This window comes from Bacillus altaicus (genome assembly GCF_042136375.2).
GTDB classification, from domain to species: domain Bacteria; phylum Bacillota; class Bacilli; order Bacillales; family Bacillaceae_G; genus Bacillus_A; species Bacillus_A cereus_U.
Map to the genome: position 1 here is coordinate 193,219 of NZ_JBHHFZ020000002.1, position 21,466 is coordinate 214,684.

The window sequence follows — 21,466 nt, forward strand, 5'->3', positions numbered from 1 at the left end:
GAGGAGAGAAGAAGATGAAAAAAATTCTTTTAGGAAATTTAGTAGTATTTGCAATACTAACGAGTATGTCTTTTGAACATGACGAATTCGCAACGAATTCTAAAGAAGAAACTGAAGAGGTGGATTTAATGTCTATCTTTCCATATGAGTATTAACAAAACATCCCAATTAGGTAAATCCTATTGGGATGTTTTATTGAACCTGGTATAACGGTACTTCAAGGTGTCCCATATGACTTGTTTCAAAATAGGAGAGTAGAATATAAGAAAAATAAGTTATGTTCGAGTAAGTTTTGTTGATCAGAATCCAAAGAGACAATTACAATAAATGAAGGGAATTGGAATGGGCATTATATATGAAGAAAAGGTATCAGGTGCTACCCAAGACAGAGCTGAACTTCAAATGAATATATATAATATAATTAATTCTTTTTATTATTTATATTTTTGTTATTTCCTGTTGCAGAATCCTTATTATAAGGATTCCTTTTTTTGTATCAAAAATCTACAAAGAAAAAAGATAAGATCGGGAACACAATCTTATCTTTAGCACAAGGAGTAAACAAAAGGAATAACCATCATATTTTTATAATACTTCAATTTTTTTTAATTTTGAATATTAAAACCATAATTGATAAGTATATCTATATTGAGAAATTTATTACAAAATTAGCTATAAATGATTCAAGAGGTGAAAGTAAACTTTTACCCAAAAGTTTACATTGAAACCTCCTTAAACATTGACTTTTATCTAATTTCATTGATATTATAAAAAAAGATAAAAAAGTATACATTCAAATTATTGAAAATAAAGGGATTGAAAAACAGATGGATAAAAAGCAACATTTAATTGATGTACAACCAATTCGGAGCATAGAACAGCTTAATGATATGAAATGGTCGCTCAAACGTCATTGTTCAGATCGTGATTATATATTATTTCTAATTGGTATTAATACGGGGTTACGTGTAAGTGATTTACTTAAAATGGAAACGAATGAGATTTTAAAACTTAAGCGAAAAAAACGGAAAGAATTTAAGGTTAAAGAAGGAAAGACAAAAAAGGAACGTATCATAAATATTACATCCATTTTTGAGGAAGTATTGCCATACGCTGAGGATCTAAAAAGTACCTGGTTATTTCCTTCTCGAAAAGGTGATAAACCTATTAGTAAAATTCAAGCCTATCGACAGTTACAAAAAGCCGGGGATTTTGCCGGAGTCGAATCTGTAGGTACCCATACCATGCGTAAAACATTTGGATATTGGTTTTACAAGCAAACAAAGGATATTGCTATGTTACAAGAAATATTGAATCATAGTACACCACAAATTACATTAAGGTACATTGGAATCAATAAGGAGGAGAAAGACAATATACTTGATACATTTCGCATCTAATTTAATTTAGATGCTTTTTTGTTTGTGGGTATTTTTGCTCATCTCCTCTAAGTATAGACTTTAAATAAAGTTACGATGTTTATGTGGTAGCACCACATCGCTATCAAGTTAAGAGACACATTCTTCCCCAAATGTTCAGTTAAAAAAATGTTTTAGACTGTATTTAGTTGGTATAACTAGATTCCTCTTTTCTTATTTTCTAAATGTAATACTGAAAAAATTTAACCTTGTCATTAGAGGACACGTAGATTCATGACAATTGATTAGAATAGATCATGAACTATGAAATAAATTTTTAGATAAACCAAAATAACAAGCAAAAAGTCCCTTCAAATTTAAAGGGACTTTTTAGTATATAGAAATTAGCTTAAACCCAAGATAACATCTCTTGAAAGGGGGCATTTTTATGTTATTCAGGTTTATTGAGGAGCTTTCGTTTGAAGCAACTTTAACCCCATACCAATAAAAATCAGTCCTGTTATCTTATTTAGAATCATTCCTACCTTTTGGTTTCCTCTTAATTTTTTTGTGACATATGAAGAGAAATAAGCAACAAATAAACACCACAATAGTCCAGTTACTGTAAAAGTAAGTCCTAAAATGATAAAAGGCATAGGACCTGAAGCCTTTGTATCTATAAATTGTGGAAGAAACGCAATAAAGAATAAAGAGACTTTTGGATTCGTAAGACTTGTTAAAAGTCCTTGTAAATATATCTTTCTAATGTTCAATTTATTGGATGAGGCTCGGAAAGCTACATTTGTCTTATCAAGTATCATTTTAATCCCTAAATATACAAGATAGATAACACCTATAACCTTAATAGTGTTAAATAACACAATGGATTTTGTAAGTATAATAGATAAACCAAAAGCAACCAATAACGTATGGACTAAAGAACCAGTAATAATACCAAAAACAGAATACACACCTGCTTTTCTACCTTGTGAAATACTTCTCCCCACAATATACATGGTGTCTGCGCCAGGAATTAGATTTAATAAAATCCCTGTTAGTAAAAACACTTCATAATTAATAATACCGTACATTCTAGCACCCCTATCTATTTTTTTGGTGCCCTTATTGATATTAAATTAAATAAACGAAAAAGAAAAGTATTTTCTATTTATTCAATAAAATCAGTGGATTTTTGATTTACAACCAATAACACTGATTATTTGAATTGAAAATTCTTTCCGTACTTCTGAAGGGACTTTTAAATGTTTTGCGAGACTTTTTATGTTAGCAAAAAGTTCTTTCATTTACAGAAAACACCTTTTCAGTATACAACTATTTTTAACAGTCTAATATTTTTTTCTATAGTCTAAAACATTTTTTAAATAAGATATCAAAACGAATAAATGAGCTTTTTAGTTACAAGTTAGCACAAAATTTCGTTCTGGGGGTACTATGAAATTTTAGCTTGATGGGCATGTATGGTTACCCCTAATATGTGGGCACCTATTGGAATTGTAGCTGGGCTTGCTGGTCTAGTCGTAACCGGAGCCTTTGCATACGTAACATATCTAAATAGACAAGCGCAAAAGAAAATAAATCAAGCCGCTACAATTATTGAGCGATCTCAATCCATTACTACCATAGCTCAAGAAAAAATCGATGAATTATTAGAAAAACAAATAGAACTTAATGAATTATCTACCTCACTTGCTACAAATCAAAAAGCAGATATAACTCTTAAAAATATAAATATCAAATTAGATTTTATCAAAAAAGGTCTGTTAACTTTACATTCTGAAATACACGGGACATTTTTAAACGAACCTACAGAACTTCAAGAAAAATATGACATGTTTAAAAATAGCTATAATCGTTTAGGAAATACCCATACAAAGTTATCCTTAAAATGTAATACAAAGATAATAAAAGGTGGGGTTATAAACATACAAGATATAGAAAATATTAAAACTTTAGAACATGAATGCACAGAACTAAGACTAGAAATCAATGATTATCTAGAAAACCTTCCCGAAAATGACTAATTAACAAAATATAGATTTGAATCATATTTCTCAATGGACAATATAAATTAATGTGGTAAAATATTATTCGGATGAAAATCCAAATGCATATTATTAAAATTAAAGTGGTTATCAAGTCGGAGGAAGGCACCTTAGGGTGTCTTTTCTTTATGCAATTTAGAAGCTTGGAAAAGGGTATGTAATAATGCATATTAAGTCGATTGGATATTATGATATACTTTCAAAGTGTGATACATAATTTCTTTAGATTGGAAAACTAAACCTTATCTACCCAATTGTGGGGGACGCCTTATGGCGTCTTTTTTTTTTCAAAAGGACCTGCTCAATTAATCCCTAAAAACATAAAGTAAAATGAATCCGTTAAAATACATGAGTGACCCCTTCTAGGGGGCATTTCTTTTTATTAGCTTGATAGCGATGTGGCAAGCCCCCTATAAAAGGATAAGATGGGGCGCTGTATGCGATGAAAGTCGCACGTACAGTGCTAAGCGGGGGAAAAGATGGAGATAACTTCAAAGTCTTACCTATCGCAACTAGTTTAGCTGTAGTTTGACAAAAAAGGACCTGCTATAAATAGCAGGCCCTTTCCTAAAATGGCAAAGAGTAACTCTTACCTTACTCTTCTCTAAATATAATATATCACTTTAATTAATAACGAAATATATTGATTTTAAATTTTTTTATGTATTTAAAAAAATGAGAATATGCCCTAGTGCGGCGCACGACTAGGGCATAAAAGTTAGTTGGTAAATATCTTCATAATTAATACTAACACATTATTTATATGTAATATATAAAAATTATAATATTTAAATACATTGCAATGAATTTTTATGAAAACTTCATTTTGGACTAAAGGAGGATGAATATGCGTATCAAATAGTAATCACCGTTAGTATTTTAAATACAGCTGAATTAGAAAATAGTGTTCTTAAGATAAATATCTTGAGAACACTATTTTTTTAGAGCTACTATTGTCATCACTATAAAGTAGTATACAATCTTTAAAACAAAAAGGGCTTAATCAAACATAGAAATTTCATTTTGGGGGCAACTTGTTCTGTTAGGTTGATGGGCATGTATGGTGACCCCTAATAGATAAATAAGGTGATAAGGCAATGGATAAACAGCAGCGAGATAAAGAAGAACGAGAAAACATCATCAAAATGATACGAGATTTAAAGGCTAGAGGAGTACATAACAGCGCGGAAGCTATTGTAAATCATCATGGATACATCGTTTTAGCGGAGTTAATTAAATAGAAGAGCCCCGAGCAAAGGGATGTTGAGGGATTCGGGGCTCTCTAATATGAGTTGTACCGAGAATGAAGGGACTCGGTAAAGTTATATTATCATAATTTTCAAAAATAAAAAGTGGTAAATGTGTCCAATTGAAAAGTCCTTAGAAGAGTATATCACTCTAGCTAAATAGAGAGGGGAATGGGAATTGAATAAAGATGAATTGAATCTAGAGAGTTTTGGTCAACAGCTAATAATTACTGGTCTTGCGAGATTAGTTGAGGAAGAAGATTATACGCCACATGAAGCATTTCAACTGTTAGAAACGATTAAAAGAAATACGTTCCATACGCTTTTAGAACTAAAAAAAGAGTCTAAAGCTAAATAAAAAATGAGCCATGAGTGTGAAACTCAACGGCTCATTTTATAAGGGTAAGGTCGAATTGGCGACCTTACAAACTTACAAACTTATAAACTTATAATACCACAAATTCACAAATATAGACAAGCCTTCGCTCGTCTGAATATTCAGTAATCTAAGGGTATCTCCCACCTAGCAAATGGGTTCCTGGATATTCCGATGCGCGAAGCATCAGAAAGGAGTGAGAATAATGTATCCGCTAGCTAAAAACTAGCATAATAAAAAGCCCGTACAGAAGCACAGACCGGTTGTAACACAACGGTAATTACATTTTAACAGAATAGTTAGAAATTATCAAAACAAAATAAAAAAACGACTTACCCCTAAGACGGTTTGGATATTAAAAATGAAAAAACGCCCAGTTGGGAGACAGGGCGTTTCTCGAAAAGTCGAAAGATTAAGATGCCTTCATTATATCACATCGACTTTTCGTAGTAAATAAGGAGGAATGTGGAAATGAAAGTTTTAACAAATCAAACCTTGTATCAATGTGATCATTGCGGAAAACGCCTACTTACAAAACACGGCGCAAAAGTCCATGAAGAACAATATTGCTCAGTGGTTCTAGAAAGGAAAAAAAAAGAAAAACAAGCTAAATGCAAGCACAAAAACATAGATACGCATTATGGATACATCCCTGGTGAAGCAGTTATGGAACCGCAGTATGACTATTGTGTAGATTGCGGGAAAACAATCGGATGGGGTGAAAGATGTGGTTGAAATTAAAGATAAACATGTAGAACGTGCAATCGAAACTTTAAAGCAAATGTCTGATAAAGAACAAGACAGTGTGAAAAAGATAGATCTTGACTATGTAATCACAGTTTTAACAAATAAACCACATGGCGAAATGCCGTTCTAGGAGGAAATAAACTATGAAACTTTATGACTTAACAAATAATTACCGCGAACTACAAATGATGATTGAGGATGGCGTAGATCCATCAGCATTGGAAGATACATTACAAGCAATTGAAGAAAGCATTCAAGATAAGGCGCAAAATATCGCTCTATTAATCCGCAACCTTGAAGCAGATACAGAAGCTATCAAGTTAGAAGAAAAACGATTAGCAGACCGTAGAAGAGCGGTAGAAAACAACTGTAAGAGCTTAAAAGATTACTTATATCAGCAAATGATCTTATTAGGGGTCACCATACATGCCCATCAAGTTAAAAATAAAAAGTACCCCCAAAACGATAAAAATGAATCTTGTTGCTATAAAAGACAAAAAAAATTTCGTTCTGGGGGCATTATAAATATTAACTTGATAACGGTGGACTAGTGAATATTCTTAAGTTGAAGGTGCAATTTCTTTCTAATTAAATCGGTATTCTCCTAGGAAATTACTATGTTTCCATCCTAATGAAGAAATATGTTTTAATAGTTCTTCATCAAAAATCAAGTCATTTCACTTCCGTCTAAATATATCTATTAAAATGGCATCAAAAACCTAATTGAAATTAAATAAGGAATGTTATTTTATTTTGTGCGAGTTTGACCTACTATTTTGTATGTGATCTACTTTCTATCTTATAACAATCCGCCAATATATCTTTTAAATATTCCTTATATTTGGAGCGTAGCATTTCTGGAGAAATGATTTTAATTTCTTTACCGAAAGACAAAAAATACTGAACTAGAAAATCTATCTCCTTTTCTCCAAAAGTCCCAATAATGTATTTATTTTGTTCTTCTTCTTGAAGAGATATGTTATCGTAAATGCGTTTATAGAACTGTTCGACCCCTTTATCACTAAGTTTGACTTTAAAAGAAAAAGGGCGTTGTGTATTGAATTGTTTTCTAAATAAAGAACTAATTGTCTCTTCAGTAAAAGGAATGCTTTCTTTATCTTTATACTTTACGGATTGAATATAGTCACAACGAAAATTTCGAAATTCATTTTTGTCTAAATCCCAACTAAAGCAATACCAATTTCCATCCGTGATTAATAATCTTAGGTGTTGAATGACTCTTTGATTGTTGCCATAGCGACAATAACTGATTTCTATTACCTTTTTATTGAATATTGCAGAGAAAAGTTCTCCTAAAAAGGGAGACTCTTTTTTTGATTTGTTCCTACAAATTGGATGACTTGATCCGCCTGTTGAACCATTTCTTTTTGCTTCTTTGGCAGTATAGCTAATAGTTTTTCTTTAATTTCTTTGTAGTCTTTATCAAATGGAGTTTTTAGCAATGTTTTTAATAGTTGTAGCGAAAAGAATATAGAATGTAATTCATTATTACTAAAATAAATTGGTGGTAGAAGTTGATTTTCTAACACGTGATATCCACCATGACTTCCCTTTTCAGAATAAAGAGGAACACCTAGTTCTTCTAAGGAAGAAATGTCTCGTAAGGCGGTACTTCTAGAAATATCGAATTCTCCAATCAAGTCGTTAAGGTTAAAATTCTTTTTTGAATTGATATAGATCATTTCTTGAATGAGTCGCTCGTCTTTTTTCATAAAAAGCTCCTAATGGTATCATGTTTTGATACCATTCTATCATATACTGAAGGTATCAAAAATAAAGGTGTGAAAGTATTATGAAACAGTACTCTAATGCTGAAGAATTAATTGAATCAATCGATAAAGCCTATAAGAAATTTATTGAAGAATTTAAGGTGATTCCTGAAGAGTTGAGAGATAAACATATCTCTGAAGTGGATAAATCTCCTTCTGAAATACTTTCTTATCAATTGGGGTGGATCAACTTGTTGTTATCGTGGGAAAAAGACGAACAATGTGGACTTGACGTACAAACGCCCACTCCAGACTACAAATGGAATAACTTAGGTAAACTTTATCAATCTTTTTATGAGCAGTACGGTGTTTTAACTTTAAAACAGCAGGAGGAAGAATTGACAAAGTTAGTTCGAAAGTTAGTCGATTGGATAAATGATCTTTCTGAAAAAGAATTATTCCAATCAGAACAAAGAAAATGGGCCACAACAAAAGCAATGTGGCCTGTTTGGAAATGGGTGCATATCAATACAGTTGCTCCATTTACGAATTTCAGAACTAAAATTCTTAAATGGAAAAAAATAGTTTTATAAGTAATTTAAGAAAAGTAAGTATCCAGAAAGTTAGACAAAAGACAATAAAGTCCATTTCTTATACACTAAAAGAAATGGACTTTATTTATTTGAATTTTCTTAGTGTACGAAATTCGCGCTTTGTTGAAGGAACCTCATCGCTATCAAGCTAATAAAAAGAAAGAGAAATGATTATATGAAAACATCACTTCTCTTTCTTTGTATTTACGAGTGGCTCCAAAAAGAAGGAATGGTTGCCGTACCCCATAAATGATTACTTTTTCATCCATGTATCTACTAATTTTTTATTCTTTTTTATCCATTTTTCAGCGGCCTGTTCAGGGTCATTCGATTCATTAATCATGGTCATCAACGTTCCGAGTTGCTCATCGGTCATGTTCCAGTTATCAAAATACTTTATAAGCTCTGGATAATCTTTTTCAAATCCTTTACGAACAGAGTAATAAATATCATCTTTTTCTCCATACACCTTTTTAGGATCTTTTAAATATTTAAGATCAAACTCTGAAAAAGCCCAATGTGGATTCCATAATGTTACTGCAATGGGTTTCTTTTGATTATATGCTTTTTTTAATTCACTCATCATAGCGGCTTCTGAAGATTGAACAAGATTTAGCTCTATCCCATATTTGTGTATCGCTTTATCTGTTAAGCCCATTAAACTGCTACCAGGTTCAATACCAATGATTTTATTGTTAAATTTATCCTTATTTGCATTCAAATCCTCAATACTATTGATATCTGTCATGTATGAAGGAACAACTAAACCAAGACCAGTACCTTTATACCACGCTGATTTTATTACAACATCATCCTTATATTTTTCATATAATGGCTTATCAGTAATTGGTAGCCAGACCTCTAAGTTGGCGTCCACATCTCCTCGTGCTACCCCGGTCCAAACGGCTGCTTTTTCTAAATATAACAATTCAACTTTATAACCTTTTTCCTCAAGTAATACTTTCCACATATTTGCGGTAGCTATGTTTTCTTTCCAACTCGTTACACCAATTTTAATTTTTCCCTTTGCATTACTGTTCACGCCACTACAAGAAGTAGTAATTATGCTAATTAATAATAGTATGCACAGAAGCCATATTTTTTTCTTCATCAAGCTCCTCCTAGTCTCTATGATTAGATATTTCTTCTTTAACTAACGTAGCAAATTATTTAAGTAAAGCTAAATACTTTATAATTATAAATAAATATTTTATAATTATAACTATGAATAATATAAACTAACTATTAATAGCTTAACAAAAAAATCAAAAAAAGTCTTTGATGAACTATTGTAATGTACTATTTGGTTTAAAAATAGTTACAGTATTTGTATAGAGTCAAAGAAAAGGAGTGAAAGAATGAAAGAAACGAAATTACGTGTTGAAAACGTTACAAAAGTATTTGGAAAGAATCCTTCTAAAGGAATCGCTTTACTAGAAGAGGGAAAAAGCAAAGCTGCTATATTAAAAGAAACTGGTATGAATATTGGCGTGAACCAGGCAAAATTCGATGTTTATGCTGGTGAAATATTTGTCATTATGGGATTATCCGGTAGTGGGAAATCTACACTTGTTCGTATGTTAAATCAGTTAATCAAACCGACTTCTGGCCATATATATATTGATGGTGAAGATATCGCAACAATGGGAAAAGAATCTCTTCGAAAAGTAAGAAGAAACAAAATGAGTATGGTATTTCAAAAATTCGCCTTATTCCCTCATCGAACGGTTTTACAAAATGTTGCATATGGTTTAGAAATACAAAAAGTATCAAAAGAAGAACGAGAAACAAAAGCGTTAGAATCTCTAAAATTAGTAGGTTTAGAAAACAATAAAGATAGTTATCCGGAACAACTTAGCGGTGGTATGCAGCAGCGTGTTGGTATCGCAAGAGCACTGACAAATAATCCAGATGTCCTACTGATGGATGAATCATTTAGTGCGTTAGATCCGATTATTCGAAAAGAAATGCAAAATGAATTATTAGAACTGCAAGATAAAATGAAAAAAACGATTATTTTTATTACACACGATCTAGATGAAGCACTCCGAATTGGTGATCGTATTGCTTTAATGAAAGACGGAGAAATTGTTCAAATTGGAACACCAGAAGAAATTATGGTGAGCCCTGCAAATGAATTTGTAGAGCAATTTGTTGCTGATGTAAATTTAGGAAAAGTTTTAACCTCTGAATCCATTATGAAAAGACCGGAAACATTATTAATTGATCGCGGTCCACGTGTTGCACTCCAAATCATGAAAAATGCTAGTGTTTCTAGCGTATATGTAGTGAATAAGAAACATGAGTTTTTAGGTGTCTTAACTGCTGATAATGCTAGTAAAGCTGTTAAAAGACAGGTTCCGATAGCGGATTTATTAGTAACAGACATTCCTCCTGTTTATTTAGATACTCTATTAGAAGAAATGTATATAAAAATGGTTAAGGCAAAGTTACCTCTTCCTGTTCTAGATGATAAACATAGATTAAGAGGGATAATAAAGCGTGAAAGTATTATTCAAGCTTTAGCAGGAAATGTAGAGGATGAGGTGAATGATAATGAATAGTATTCCACGTATTCCTTTAGGAGAATGGGTTGATACACTTGTTACAAGTTTGTATCAGCATTTCGAAGGGTTTTTCAAAGGATTTTCTTTTATTATCGGAGGATTTGTTGATTTATTAACAAATCTATTAATATTTATCCCAGCCATTATTTTTATTACAATCACATGCCTATTAGTTTGGTACACCTCCCGTAAAATTTCACTTATAGTATTTTCTTTAATTGGATTTCTGTTTATCCTTAACGTTAACTATTGGGAACAGACCATGCAAACACTAGCGCTTGTCTTGACGTCTGTTATTATCTCTATCATTATAGGTATACCAATTGGGATTTTGGCATCTCAGAACGAAAGGTTTTCCAAATTTTTAAAACCAACTCTTGATTTTATGCAAACAATGCCTGCATTTGTTTATCTTATTCCGGCAATTACATTCTTTGGTGTTGGAGTAGTACCAGGTATTATTGCATCTGTTATTTTTGCAATGCCACCTACTATTCGCTTTACTGAGTTAGGGATTAGGCAAGTACCAGAAGATTTAATTGAAGCAGCTAATGCCTTTGGTTCAACATCGTCACAGAAACTATTCAAAGTACAGCTTCCACTTGCAACTGGAACAATCATGGCTGGTGTAAATCAGAGTATTATGCTTTCTCTATCAATGGTTGTCACTGCATCTCTTGTCGGTGCACCAGGTCTTGGCGTAGACGTTTATCGGTCGGTTACACAAGTTAATATAGGTATGGGCTTTGAAGCAGGCCTTGCTATTGTAGTAATTGCAATTATATTAGATCGAATTACACAAGGTTTTCATAAAAAATAATTATAATGTACATACTAAAAGTTATCATTTGAAACCGCGAGAAATTTATTGCTTAAAGCTGGTGCAAGTAAGGTAATATTAGTTGGTATTATCCCTTTTAAGTAGACAGTGTAAAAAGACTACATTCTTAATGTGGAATGTTACACTATACTTGAAGGGATATTTTAATGGCAAAAAAAGAACAACATTTCAAAAATATGCAGAGACATTTAAATTGAAAGCTGTACATTTGTATAAAAATGATGGACGGAGCTATGATGCGATTGCTAAAGAACTAAGAATGCCAATTGCCACTCCATTGAAAATGTGGGTAAAACAAATTCCCAATGGTAACGCACTTTCTCCATATTCACTTATCCAATGATAAAGAGTATTCGAATGGATAGATAATTCTTTTGAAACCTCTTTCACAAACATATTCTCTTCCAATAGTAATTGGACTGCAGCCAATTTAAATTGACGATTATAGACTTTTCTACTCATAAACTGAATCACCTTTTTCTTTTAACTTAGTGTGCAATTTATTGTAGCATCTCCAATCCTTTTTAATTCCAGTGATATCTATAATGATTAAGGTATGTCATATATTTCTTTATCTCTTGTTTCAACTCAGTAAAACACTCGTAAGGTTTTATATATGCTTTATCTTTCAGATAGCCCAAAAACGATTCTTGTGGTGCTTTATCCCAACAGTTTCCTCTTTTTGACTAATTTCTGGTAGGTAGGACTTGTGTAGTGGGAATCTTAATCAGATTACCATATTCATGAACAGATACATCCGATTATTAATATATTAATGAATACGAGATAGACGAAGAGTAATTTCAATTTCTATTAATGTTTCATGAAGTACTGGATATCTAACCACATTAGTATGGCGAGGATTTAATTTTTAAAAGTTAAGAATAGTCATTCTTAATTCTATTAATTTACTATATATTACATTTATGTAAGTATTGTTATAAGGGCATTTTTTAAAACTTTCCCCTAATAAAGTTTTGTGTGATATGAACCATAAGTTTGCCGCTTCGGCAAGCTTATGGTTCTTTTTGTTTGCGGCAAACTTATGCTTCCAGGATTTGAAGAATATTTTTAATGTCGCTTTTAAATAAAGTCACGGTGTTTATAAAAAAGACGCGATGTTTTGTCCCTTTGGATCTGTTTATCTAAGGGGATGTTTTTATAGTGAAAAGAAAATCTGAACTGAAAGGCGGATTAAGGAACTGTTGAGCGGCAATAAAGTTACTCCACTAAAAGGCCATCTAATGGAATTAAGGAAAGGTTTATTCAAAGGGAAATCGAAGTTAAGTTATGGCATTTTATTCGATAATCTAGAGTAACTATCTTATGTAAGGAAGGCACTAATATGAGTCTTGGAAATATAAGTACTTGAAAGTTGTACAAAGAAGGTTTAAAGGCATTAGGATAGTTGTGAATATATAATTATGAAACAAAGTGAGTTAGAACTTGTAGAGGAGATGAGAAGATGGCAATTAGTGCAGAGAGGAAGGCCTTAAGATTGATGAGGTTGCGTAGAATCTGCGGTTATAGTGCGGCAATAGCAGTAACACCTTACCTGCTGATCAAAATTGTATGGACTTTTGGTTTCTTCCTTCCAACCGAGCAAATGGGTGACGCCAGCTGGCGCATTATAAACGCAGTAACCGCCGTTCTCGCTGCGATTGGCATCCTTCTTGCAATGGCGTTTTGCAGGCCATGGGGGGAGCGGCTACCTGCGTGGTTGGTTGCTCTACCCATTTGGGTTGGTACCGGTTTGCTCGTTCCCATTTTGTTGATTGCACCGATTCTGGGCCCTGCAGCTATGATCCGGGATCAAGAAGCAGGTGCCGCCGACTTCTGGGTATACGAGCAGATCTTCGTCATGATCTCACTTTTCGGGATTGGCATCTTCCTGCCGCTTGCATTAGCGGGGTATGCAATGGCACGTTGGCCAGAGGCGCTGAGTGGCACAACCGACTACAAGGAGTTGCCGGGCAATACTTTACAACTACAGATCATCTTAGCTAGGATTGTCGCTGCCGGTTGCATTCTGCTCGGTGTCATCAAGGTGTTTTGGGCAGTTGGTGGCTCTTTTGGCATCGACCAGGCAACTATGGGGGGACGCGATGTATGGTGGTACCTGCTGTCATTGAGTACAGGTGTGTGGTCCTTTGCTGGTGCGTGGGGCATACTGGTGGTATCATCCCGCCGTGGATCAAGGTGGTTTCTACCTCCTATGGCAGCGACATGGATTTCATCGGGAGCGTTGTTCTCCAACAACCTCTATTCCGCCTTATCTTCAGTTCGACTCGATGCGCCACCCTCACCAGAGTACCCATTGGCATGGTTGTTGACCACACAGGCCGGCATCGTCTTAGGTGTAATAATGGGGATGATTATCCTGCTGGTGCTGCACGAACGCCGTCGAGCCCTTCGAGATGAGTCCAACTGAAGTTGATTACACAGAACCACGGACTATTAAAATTGTGCAAGAGCTCATTTCGCGTGGAGAAGAGTTAGTGTACTTTACAATCGAAGATTTTCGAGAGCAAAAATAATTAGTGGTTTATTCGATTAAAGGGCGCGATTGTGGAGCAAACACAGGTAGAAAAATGATTAAACTTTTTATAAAAAATTATTCACTAGCAACAAATAACCCAAGCATTTTGATCAAACTTTTTTCAAAATGTTTGGGTTTCTTCTGTTGAAAAATCAATTTTTGTAGCATGCTTTTGATCAAACTTTATTACAAACCAACAGCATTCACGGCAAGCTTATGGGTTAATAATTTATCCACGGCAAAGATATGCTTCCTTTTCCCTCGAACAATCAACTAAATCTCCTCAAAAACATGTAATTTCCGGCAAGGATATGCTTCCTTTAGCGGCAACTTTATGGGTAAAGTCACATTTTGAAAGAGTTGTCTCAGTATTCTCCATGTTGTAAATATGCCAAGAAAAGAGAATCCATTTGGGTTCTTTTTTTCTTTTAAATTTGAGTCTTTAACCTCAAATTTAAAAGACGCATTAATAATTGTGATAATTTAACAGAAAAATCACCTTAACATACAGCAAATACAAAAAAGACCGGATATAATATCCGGTCTTTACTTATTATTGATTAACTGGATTTTCACAATATTTCTTTGCAATTGCACTTGCCATATCAATTGCCCTTTGTAGAGTAGCGTGTTTAGAACTAAAATCATAAGGCTCAAATCCAAATTCTTCATAAATTTCAAAGGAGATGCTTGTTACAAGTCTATACTTTGAAGGGATAGCTTCATTATCAATTGTTAAATGGAAATCATAACGATCATCAAAACATAATAGTTCAACTTTGAATGTATTATGTGTGCTTGCTTGGCGAAATTGATAATACTCAACTGGATATAAATAATCACCTTCATTTTTGTAGTTAAAGTCTTTAAAAAAAATCTTAATCAACGCCCCTCGTGTTTTTTTTGGGGATATTCCCTATTTTTATCATAAACTCTTACCTATTACAAAGTACATAATTATTAGATTTATTATTTATAGGTGTTTCAAAAACGATGGTTTTTGATAATGTGAAAATAACCAAAATCTTAATCGTATAAATCGCTTAACTTCGTTATCAAAACTATTGTCAAAATCAAATTAACTTTAACGACCCTTTATGATAAAATTATCGTATAAAGGTTAGGTGATTTCATGAATTCATACATTTATGGTTATGCAAGGGTAAGTACCCAACAACAAGATTTGATTCGTCAACTAGACATGCTTCAAAATTATAACTGTACTGAAATTTTAACTGAAAAAATAACAGGTACGAAAAGTGATCGTCCAGAGCTTACTCGATTAAAAGATAAAATTAGACCTGGTGATACATTAGTTGTTGAAAGCTTTTCTAGATTAGGAAGAAGTACCAAAGATTTAATTGAACTTGTTGATTTTTTTGAGAATAAGGGAGTTAAGCTAATTAGTATCAAAGAACAATTTGATACTAATACACCTCAAGGAAAATTGATGTTAACAGTATTTCAAGCATTCAGCCAGTTTGAAAGAGACTTGATTGCTCAACGTACTCAAGAAGGGCTTGAAAGTGCAAGAGCAAGGGGAAGAGTAGGTGGACGCCCTCGTGTTAAGGATAGTTTCATTCAGAGAGCATTGAAGTTATATGATTCTAAAGAATATAGCATCCAAGAAATTGTAAACATGACAGGTATTAGTCAAGCTACACTCTACCGATATATACGAAAAAATAAGCAAACTGAAAAAAGCGAACAAACTAAAGAACAAACAGCCACTATTCGTATGTTGTTACGTGTAGAAAATAATAATAAATTTGTACAAGGAAAGGGGAAAGTTCGAAAGAATATCGAATCCTTTCTCATATCACAATACTATATGGAACAACGTTCAGGAGAATATATATTTTATGTTCCTTACAACACACTTTCAGATTTAGAAAAAAAGGTAGATAGCATAATTCGTGAAATTGGTTTTGAAGCGGATTTACAAAACTGTTTTACGGAGTTGGATGTGTACTGTGATGAATTGGAGCTACAATGGTAAAAGTAGCATTTGCTTATATAAAGAATTACATTATAAAATAATAAGAAGAAAAGAAAGACAGGGAGAGGAAACCCATGTCCACAAAATTAGTAAATTTACGAATTGATTTCGCTTTTAAACAGTTATTCGGAACGAAGGGAAACGAAGAAATTTTAACTGGATTTCTAAACGCTGTCCTAGAAGAATCTCTAGATGCACCTATTGCATCTCTACAACTAGAAGATCCACATCTTCATAAATCTTATGAAGATGATAAGTTATCCATATTAGACTTATTAGCAACATTAGATAACGGAACGCAAGTGAATATAGAGATACAACTTCGCAATACACATGATATGGTGAAGCGATCTTTATATTACTGGAGTAAACTCTATACATCCCAAATGCAAGAAGGGATGCCGTATCGTTCACTTCGGAAAACAATTACCATTAACTTATTAGATTTTATATTATTCTCCCAGGATGATTCATTTCACACCATAGGACAATTATGGAATCCCCAAAAGCAACAGATACTAAGTGATGATATTGAAATTCATTTTGTAGAAATTCCAAAATTGCTCAAACAATGGCGTGAAGAAAAAGTAAATCCATGGGAAAATGCATTTGTTCGCTGGATGTTATTACTACCAGCACATGAAGATGAACATTTAACTCAAACATTGGAGGAGATTGCGATGAATCAAGATCCAATTTTACAAAAGGCAATGAATAAATGGGAAAATATGAGCCATGACTCCTCATTCCGAACAGCTTATGAAGCTCGTGAGAAGTTACTTCTAGATGAACAAGCTAAGTTGGCACACGCTCGTGAAGAAGGAATTGAGCAAGGAAAAATTCAATTAATCCGTGGTATGCATAAGAATGGTATGCCATTAGAAGACATTGCAAAATTCACAGGTCTAAGTACAGAAGAAATACGAAAATTACTATTATAATACGTATTATTACAAAAACTTTGCGAAAAATATCGCAAAGTTTTTTATTTAGTACTTTAAACATCAACTCCTTAAAAGGTTTTTTCCTTTTTTAGACAGTTTACTTTTAATTTATATTAGTGTGATTTTAAAAGTAAGTTGTACCGTTTGTAAAAAGTTTGATTAAAAATCCTATATAAGGCCTCACCATACATGCCCATCAACTTAAGAAATGTATACACCCCAAAAACAAAAAAATGAGCTGATTTCTCAAGATAACTAACTGTAGAGAAAGAGAATTTTCATTTAGGGGGTACTTTAAAACCTTAGCTTATGCAACGTCAATTATAGGTGAGACTGTTTCTTTTTCTAAAGGACAAGTGTAGATTATTTGAAAATTTGCATACGAAATAAACCCTTACGGGTTTTATTTTTCGAATTAAGCCGCATTATTGTCGGACATGGTACAATTGTAGACGACACCTAATATATCAAAGACAGTCTTTTTCTCGTATCGATGAGATTTCTGCCCATTTTTCTGTAAGAGATAGAATAGGCGAATTAAGACCTTTGATAGCTCTTGGGTGTCTTTTTGTATTGTTTGGAACAGAAGAATAAAATAGTCCTTAATCATATATATGGCTTTATATTCACTCAGTTCTTATTTTTTCTTCATGAGGAGCAATTGACGCATTTGAAACATGATAGAAGAACAGAGTAGAATGGCAATCAATTGACCATATAAATGGCACTCCAATCGTTCTGGTTTTATCTTTTTACAATGATGAATTTGAAAGAATGACTTCCACGTTTTAAATAAAATTTCGATTTGCCAACGTAAAGAATACCAATCATGTACTTGTCCCATCGGGACAATATCTGTAGGGGTGTTTGTCATATATACATTGATACCACTGAGTCGTTTACTACGAGGGGAATACTTTATTCCTTTCTTTTTTTCTCTTACAGTTTGATTTTGTAATCGTTTTTGTTGTTGTTCTTCGGTAAGTCGGTGGACGATGACACGAGTTGGTACTTTGTCACTCATCCCTACATAAGCATCTGTTATTTCATAGGTTTGTCCTGAGTGAAGGGAATTCATCAAATTCTCCATATCTAACTGAATGTATTGCGTACCCTTCTTTATTCGTCCATCTTGGAAGTAATCTGGGTTAGGATTTTTCTGATAAATACGGGTATTGGATTTAATACGAGAGATATAGTAAGCTTTGTTATCGTGTATATGTTGAAGATTTTTGAGGTGAAAATAGCCTAAATCTCGGATACACAAATCATTCGCTTTCACAGTCGGGACGCACAAAGAACCGTAGGTTCGATCATGTTGTTTACCTGGTCCCTTATGAATGTGGAGGAACTGTCCACTTAAAAGGTCATATTCAAGTTGAATTTTTATACCAGCCTTATGACTACAACCTCCTGCACCTGGAAAAACCGATGAAAATATATCTGGAAGTTGAAATGCAGTGGAATCTAAGATGCGAATACTCTTGAAAATAGAAGTATAGGGAGAAGAACACAACCTAGATGAAGATAATTTTCGGTTCAGAAGTTTAGCTAATACTTGTTGTAAAAACTGCACGGCTGCGGCATTAAATCGTTGATTCAGTCCTTCAGGACTGATGAGTACTTCTGTTGATGCTTCTAAACAACTACATAACTGGGTTAAGGAAGTTTTTGCTACACTTTGGCTTATCCATACGCATAAAGCTATTAAATCTTGTGCTCGATACTTACTTGTTCGCTGTACAAACCCAACATCTCTAGCTAGATTCTGTAAGGTATTTGGGGATAAAAGACTCTGAATCTCCTGTGAAAATAGTTGTAGTTCGTCAGATACAGAAATAGACATACAAAAACGCCATCCTTTCCTATGATTCTACAGAAAGAATAACGTATTTTTTGCTACTTAGGGGTATTAAAATTGCTTAAGTTGATGAGCATTTTGTGAGATCCCCATAAGAACAGGTTTCATTAAAACCCTGTATACCTCTTTCAATTGGATGCAATCTTTGCATCAGAACCAGATTTACTATTAATACAAAAATACTGTTATTGGATCATCACAAAACAAAACACACAATAGTAAAGGGATAGCATATTATATAATGATAAATAAATTTTATGTAAGGTAACTGTATATATTCCTATAATAAAGTATACCCGTAGGAGGTAGTTATGTGTTTGATAAAAATGAAATACAAAAAATAAATGAGATGCTTCAAGCTAATGCATTGAATCCAAATTTAATTGGCCCTACACTTCCACCAATTCCCCCATTTACTCTACCAACAGGCCCAACGGGAGTAACAGGCCCAACGGGAGGGACAGGACCAACAGGAGTAACAGGCCCAACAGGAGTAACAGGCCCAACAGGAGTAACAGGTCCAACGGGAGTAACAGGCCCAACAGGAGTAACAGGCCCAACGGGAGGGACAGGTCCAACGGGAGTAACAGGCCCAACAGGAGTAATAGGTCCAACGGGAGTAACAGGCCCAACAGGCCCAACAGGAGTAACTGAAGGTTGTCTTTGTGATTGCTGTGTTTTACCTATGCAGAACGTTTTACAACAACTTATTGGGGAAACTGTGATTCTTGGCACTATTGCAGACGCGCCTAACGTCCCCCCTCTTTTCTTTTTATTTACTATCACTTCCGTAAATGATTTTTTAGTTACAGTTACAGATGGTACCACATCCTTTGTGGTCAATATTTCTGATGTAACAGGGGTAGGATTTTTACCACCAGGACCATCTATAACATTACTTCCACCTGTAGACTCAGGGTGCGAATGTGATTGTCGTGAACGACCAATTAGGGAGTTATTGGATACGCTTATCGGTTCTACAGTGAATCTTTTAGCAAGTAACGGTTCTACTGCAGTAGGTTTTAACGTGGAACAAACAGGTCTTGGTATAGTGATAGGTACTTTACCTATAAATCCAACTACAATCGTTAGGTTTGCTATTTCAACTTGCAAAATTACAGCTGTGAATATTCTCTAAAATTTAGAGATGTATAATAAGAAATAGCACCAAATGCACATCAAGCTAACATTTTGAAGTACCCCAAAAACGAAAATTTCATCGTCTCATAGGTAGCCATGAGAAATGAACTCATTTTTTTCGTTTTGGGGTAATATTGAATTCTTAAGTTGATGGCAATGGGACGTTACCCCATTAAGGAGTTTTTTATCTTGAAAGCAACGGATATATTATCATACATGTCAATCAATATGCTAAATTGCATATCTAAAAAAGTATAATTTGTTAATATTTTCAAAATAAGGGTTATTCTTATAAAGTTCTGTTAATATCAAACTTGTACATATATAAAAGAAGGGGATGTTTATATGTTTAAAAAAGTTACATTAGGGATATCATCATTAGCAATGGCAGCGGTAGTTGGTTTAGGAATGGCATCGGAGGCATCTGCAGGGCCAGCGGCACCTCTAACTTCTTTAAGTGTAGTAAAAGTAGAGTCACAATTGGGTGGAGTTGAATACATTACCCCTAATAGTTTTAGTACAACTAAAGATCATGGGGGAAGTTACTTATATGTTTACACAAAAGAAATAGGGTATGGCCAGTTTCCTTTTGCGAAAATGAATGGATTTGATGTGAAAAGTATTGGTTCACAAATAATTGGTGGTAATCCTATTGTAGGTTGGGAATATAAATGGGATGCATCAAATCATCAAGAAGGGACTTTTGAATATCAAAAGACTTCAATAAACTATCCAAGAGATACGTGGCGTACTTCACTATATATTAAATAGTCAGTTTTATATATTCGTAGCATAAAAATCCCTGCACCTTGTGTGGGGATTTTTTCATAAAGAAAAGACACCTTAAGGTGCCTTCCTCCGACTTAAACCACTTTACTTTTAATAATATGTATTGGACTTCTATCCAAATACAATTTTATCATATTTTCCGCAAAATGAAAGTGCATTCATTAGCCTGCTTAATGGTTTTATCCATAACTTCTTTATATTTATTAAACTCTTTATTTTTTATATCACCATTTATCTGTGAAAGGAAATCGCCTTTAGCCTATATATGAAAGAATAGTATTGGAGCTGAGTTTCCTAGCTCATCATAGTACTTCTTAGCTTTCTCTAAATCTTCTTTCTTACTAAATGGGGTAGTGACAGGGTAGTTGTCATAGACCGCAAAATAAGTAAGGTTGAACCAACAGTAGCATTAAAACCATCTATTATCATAATTAATATAGAAGAAACTTATTCTAAATGGAAAAGTGGGGAATAACAGCTATTATATTTATGGAAATGTTAGAGCTAAAGAAAAATACGTTTTATAAAATAATGAAGGAATATGAGAGAGAAAAGTAGCATCTTTCCTATGAGAGGACCTACTTTTTCTCCAGTTGTAAGAATCTTGGAGTTTTTGCACCAGAACAGTATTATGTATATCGAGAAAAAATAAAAGACAACTCTAATTAAGAG

Annotated in this window: 21 protein-coding genes and 6 pseudogenes; 18 read left to right on the forward strand and 9 right to left on the reverse strand. The window is 33.6% G+C overall.

Going from position 1 to position 21,466, the window contains the following annotated elements; translation table 11 throughout:
• Positions 1–14: 14 nt before the first annotated feature.
• The 3 genes and pseudogenes from ACE38F_RS27140 to ACE38F_RS27150 all read left to right on the forward strand — a co-directional run bounded on the left by ACE38F_RS27140 (position 15) and on the right by ACE38F_RS27150 (position 1,400).
• On the forward strand, positions 15–155 hold the full coding sequence (locus tag ACE38F_RS27140; RefSeq protein ID WP_375371313.1) for a hypothetical protein: 141 nt from the start codon (positions 15–17) through the stop codon (positions 153–155).
• A 106-nt stretch (positions 156–261) separates the two neighbouring features.
• A pseudogene (locus ACE38F_RS27145) lies at positions 262–402 on the forward strand (recombinase family protein); the annotation flags it as partial.
• A gap of 425 nt (positions 403–827) precedes the next feature.
• On the forward strand, positions 828–1,400 hold the full coding sequence (locus tag ACE38F_RS27150) for a tyrosine-type recombinase/integrase (RefSeq protein ID WP_215589300.1): 573 nt from the start codon (positions 828–830) through the stop codon (positions 1,398–1,400).
• A 419-nt stretch (positions 1,401–1,819) separates the two neighbouring features.
• Here the strand turns inward: ACE38F_RS27150 and ACE38F_RS27155 are convergent, their stop codons facing one another.
• The gene (locus ACE38F_RS27155; RefSeq protein WP_215589299.1) at positions 1,820–2,449 is read right to left on the reverse strand and encodes a LysE family translocator; all 630 of its coding nucleotides are present in this window, start codon (positions 2,447–2,449) and stop codon (positions 1,820–1,822) included.
• 402 nt (positions 2,450–2,851) lie between these two features.
• On the opposite strand from ACE38F_RS27155, the gene ACE38F_RS27160 reads away from it, so the two are divergent.
• The 6 genes from ACE38F_RS27160 (at position 2,852) to ACE38F_RS27185 (ending at position 6,342) form a co-directional block, all read left to right on the forward strand.
• Positions 2,852–3,400 (forward strand): hypothetical protein, encoded by a 549-nt coding sequence (locus tag ACE38F_RS27160; RefSeq protein WP_462782483.1) that lies wholly within the window; start codon positions 2,852–2,854, stop codon positions 3,398–3,400.
• Between the two features lie 1,118 nt (positions 3,401–4,518).
• Positions 4,519–4,662, forward strand: coding sequence for a hypothetical protein (locus ACE38F_RS27165; RefSeq protein ID WP_002144241.1), 144 nt, complete (start codon positions 4,519–4,521; stop codon positions 4,660–4,662).
• 184 nt (positions 4,663–4,846) lie between these two features.
• Positions 4,847–5,026: a hypothetical protein gene (locus tag ACE38F_RS27170; protein ID WP_078177517.1), complete on the forward strand. Its 180-nt coding sequence runs from the start codon at positions 4,847–4,849 to the stop codon at positions 5,024–5,026.
• Between the two features lie 489 nt (positions 5,027–5,515).
• Positions 5,516–5,779: a hypothetical protein gene (locus ACE38F_RS27175; RefSeq protein ID WP_002169653.1), complete on the forward strand. Its 264-nt coding sequence runs from the start codon at positions 5,516–5,518 to the stop codon at positions 5,777–5,779.
• On the forward strand, positions 5,772–5,921 hold the full coding sequence (locus ACE38F_RS27180; protein ID WP_162533051.1) for a hypothetical protein: 150 nt from the start codon (positions 5,772–5,774) through the stop codon (positions 5,919–5,921). Before ACE38F_RS27175 ends, ACE38F_RS27180 begins: the two co-directional genes overlap by 8 nt.
• A 13-nt stretch (positions 5,922–5,934) precedes the next feature.
• Positions 5,935–6,342 carry a siphovirus Gp157 family protein gene (locus ACE38F_RS27185; RefSeq protein ID WP_002169654.1) on the forward strand — a complete coding sequence of 136 codons (408 nt, stop codon included), beginning with the start codon at positions 5,935–5,937 and terminating at the stop codon, positions 6,340–6,342.
• 220 nt (positions 6,343–6,562) lie between these two features.
• Here ACE38F_RS27185 and ACE38F_RS27190 read toward each other — a convergent pair whose 3' ends face one another.
• A complete protein-coding gene (locus tag ACE38F_RS27190) occupies positions 6,563–7,204 on the reverse strand; it encodes a WYL domain-containing protein (protein WP_462782505.1) in 642 nt (213 codons plus the stop codon).
• On the reverse strand, positions 7,105–7,524 hold the full coding sequence (locus ACE38F_RS27195; RefSeq protein ID WP_235702255.1) for a helix-turn-helix transcriptional regulator: 420 nt from the start codon (positions 7,522–7,524) through the stop codon (positions 7,105–7,107). The genes ACE38F_RS27190 and ACE38F_RS27195 overlap by 100 nt, the downstream gene beginning before the upstream one ends.
• An 80-nt stretch (positions 7,525–7,604) precedes the next feature.
• Here ACE38F_RS27195 and ACE38F_RS27200 point away from each other — a divergent pair, with 80 nt between their 5' ends.
• Positions 7,605–8,114 carry a ClbS/DfsB family four-helix bundle protein gene (locus tag ACE38F_RS27200; RefSeq protein ID WP_375371311.1) on the forward strand — a complete coding sequence of 170 codons (510 nt, stop codon included), beginning with the start codon at positions 7,605–7,607 and terminating at the stop codon, positions 8,112–8,114.
• Between the two features lie 253 nt (positions 8,115–8,367).
• On the opposite strand, the gene ACE38F_RS27205 is transcribed toward ACE38F_RS27200, so the two are convergent.
• Entirely contained in the window at positions 8,368–9,225 is an 858-nt protein-coding gene (locus tag ACE38F_RS27205; RefSeq protein ID WP_002204049.1) for a glycine betaine ABC transporter substrate-binding protein, read from the reverse strand.
• A 247-nt stretch (positions 9,226–9,472) separates the two neighbouring features.
• Here ACE38F_RS27205 and ACE38F_RS27210 point away from each other — a divergent pair, with 247 nt between their 5' ends.
• Positions 9,473–10,678: a quaternary amine ABC transporter ATP-binding protein gene (locus tag ACE38F_RS27210; RefSeq protein WP_375371310.1), complete on the forward strand. Its 1,206-nt coding sequence runs from the start codon at positions 9,473–9,475 to the stop codon at positions 10,676–10,678.
• A complete protein-coding gene (locus ACE38F_RS27215) occupies positions 10,671–11,501 on the forward strand; it encodes an ABC transporter permease (RefSeq protein WP_002144230.1) in 831 nt (276 codons plus the stop codon). The genes ACE38F_RS27210 and ACE38F_RS27215 overlap by 8 nt, the downstream gene beginning before the upstream one ends.
• A gap of 252 nt (positions 11,502–11,753) precedes the next feature.
• On the opposite strand, the gene ACE38F_RS27220 is transcribed toward ACE38F_RS27215, so the two are convergent.
• Together ACE38F_RS27220 and ACE38F_RS27225 are read right to left on the reverse strand one after the other, a co-directional pair.
• A complete protein-coding gene (locus ACE38F_RS27220; protein WP_002169661.1) occupies positions 11,754–11,984 on the reverse strand; it encodes a transposase in 231 nt (76 codons plus the stop codon).
• A 62-nt stretch (positions 11,985–12,046) separates the two neighbouring features.
• Positions 12,047–12,242: pseudogene (locus ACE38F_RS27225) on the reverse strand (IS3 family transposase); the annotation flags it as partial.
• Between the two features lie 745 nt (positions 12,243–12,987).
• Between ACE38F_RS27225 and ACE38F_RS27230 the strand changes: the two are divergent.
• Positions 12,988–13,953 (forward strand): hypothetical protein, encoded by a 966-nt coding sequence (locus ACE38F_RS27230; RefSeq protein ID WP_375371309.1) that lies wholly within the window; start codon positions 12,988–12,990, stop codon positions 13,951–13,953.
• A gap of 661 nt (positions 13,954–14,614) precedes the next feature.
• On the opposite strand, the pseudogene ACE38F_RS27235 reads toward ACE38F_RS27230, so the two are convergent.
• Positions 14,615–14,990 (reverse strand): annotated as a pseudogene (locus ACE38F_RS27235) (hypothetical protein).
• Positions 14,991–15,193: 203 nt separating this feature from the next.
• Between ACE38F_RS27235 and ACE38F_RS27240 the strand changes: the two are divergent.
• Together ACE38F_RS27240 and ACE38F_RS27245 are read left to right on the forward strand one after the other, a co-directional pair.
• On the forward strand, positions 15,194–16,060 hold the full coding sequence (locus ACE38F_RS27240; protein ID WP_375371308.1) for a recombinase family protein: 867 nt from the start codon (positions 15,194–15,196) through the stop codon (positions 16,058–16,060).
• A gap of 74 nt (positions 16,061–16,134) precedes the next feature.
• On the forward strand, positions 16,135–17,001 hold the full coding sequence (locus ACE38F_RS27245) for an Rpn family recombination-promoting nuclease/putative transposase (RefSeq protein ID WP_375371307.1): 867 nt from the start codon (positions 16,135–16,137) through the stop codon (positions 16,999–17,001).
• 418 nt (positions 17,002–17,419) lie between these two features.
• Here ACE38F_RS27245 and ACE38F_RS27250 read toward each other — a convergent pair.
• A pseudogene (locus tag ACE38F_RS27250) lies at positions 17,420–18,850 on the reverse strand (IS4 family transposase).
• 328 nt (positions 18,851–19,178) lie between these two features.
• On the opposite strand from ACE38F_RS27250, the gene ACE38F_RS27255 reads away from it, so the two are divergent.
• Together ACE38F_RS27255 and ACE38F_RS27260 are read left to right on the forward strand one after the other, a co-directional pair.
• A complete protein-coding gene (locus tag ACE38F_RS27255; protein ID WP_375371306.1) occupies positions 19,179–20,003 on the forward strand; it encodes an exosporium leader peptide-containing protein in 825 nt (274 codons plus the stop codon).
• A gap of 347 nt (positions 20,004–20,350) precedes the next feature.
• A complete protein-coding gene (locus ACE38F_RS27260; RefSeq protein ID WP_375371305.1) occupies positions 20,351–20,776 on the forward strand; it encodes a DUF4879 domain-containing protein in 426 nt (141 codons plus the stop codon).
• Between the two features lie 148 nt (positions 20,777–20,924).
• Here ACE38F_RS27260 and ACE38F_RS27265 read toward each other — a convergent pair.
• Positions 20,925–21,140 (reverse strand): annotated as a pseudogene (locus ACE38F_RS27265) (hypothetical protein); the annotation flags it as partial.
• Between the two features lie 90 nt (positions 21,141–21,230).
• Here ACE38F_RS27265 and ACE38F_RS27270 point away from each other — a divergent pair.
• A pseudogene (locus ACE38F_RS27270) lies at positions 21,231–21,352 on the forward strand (recombinase family protein); the annotation flags it as partial.
• Positions 21,353–21,466 lie beyond the last annotated feature (114 nt).

Coding starts and splice junctions, on each gene's coding strand:
- ACE38F_RS27160 (WP_462782483.1), top strand. CDS start 2,852: ATGTGGGCACCTATTGGAATTGTAGCTGGGCTTGCTGGTCTAGTCGTA.
- ACE38F_RS27240 (WP_375371308.1), top strand. CDS start 15,194: ATGAATTCATACATTTATGGTTATGCAAGGGTAAGTACCCAACAACAA.
- ACE38F_RS27215 (WP_002144230.1), top strand. CDS start 10,671: ATGAATAGTATTCCACGTATTCCTTTAGGAGAATGGGTTGATACACTT.
- ACE38F_RS27220 (WP_002169661.1), bottom strand. CDS start 11,984: ATGAGTAGAAAAGTCTATAATCGTCAATTTAAATTGGCTGCAGTCCAA.
- ACE38F_RS27260 (WP_375371305.1), top strand. CDS start 20,351: ATGTTTAAAAAAGTTACATTAGGGATATCATCATTAGCAATGGCAGCG.
- ACE38F_RS27165 (WP_002144241.1), top strand. CDS start 4,519: ATGGATAAACAGCAGCGAGATAAAGAAGAACGAGAAAACATCATCAAA.
- ACE38F_RS27210 (WP_375371310.1), top strand. CDS start 9,473: ATGAAAGAAACGAAATTACGTGTTGAAAACGTTACAAAAGTATTTGGA.
- ACE38F_RS27195 (WP_235702255.1), bottom strand. CDS start 7,524: ATGAAAAAAGACGAGCGACTCATTCAAGAAATGATCTATATCAATTCA.
- ACE38F_RS27205 (WP_002204049.1), bottom strand. CDS start 9,225: ATGAAGAAAAAAATATGGCTTCTGTGCATACTATTATTAATTAGCATA.
- ACE38F_RS27200 (WP_375371311.1), top strand. CDS start 7,605: ATGAAACAGTACTCTAATGCTGAAGAATTAATTGAATCAATCGATAAA.
- ACE38F_RS27155 (WP_215589299.1), bottom strand. CDS start 2,449: ATGTACGGTATTATTAATTATGAAGTGTTTTTACTAACAGGGATTTTA.
- ACE38F_RS27140 (WP_375371313.1), top strand. CDS start 15: ATGAAAAAAATTCTTTTAGGAAATTTAGTAGTATTTGCAATACTAACG.
- ACE38F_RS27175 (WP_002169653.1), top strand. CDS start 5,516: ATGAAAGTTTTAACAAATCAAACCTTGTATCAATGTGATCATTGCGGA.
- ACE38F_RS27245 (WP_375371307.1), top strand. CDS start 16,135: ATGTCCACAAAATTAGTAAATTTACGAATTGATTTCGCTTTTAAACAG.
- ACE38F_RS27230 (WP_375371309.1), top strand. CDS start 12,988: ATGGCAATTAGTGCAGAGAGGAAGGCCTTAAGATTGATGAGGTTGCGT.
- ACE38F_RS27150 (WP_215589300.1), top strand. CDS start 828: ATGGATAAAAAGCAACATTTAATTGATGTACAACCAATTCGGAGCATA.
- ACE38F_RS27185 (WP_002169654.1), top strand. CDS start 5,935: ATGAAACTTTATGACTTAACAAATAATTACCGCGAACTACAAATGATG.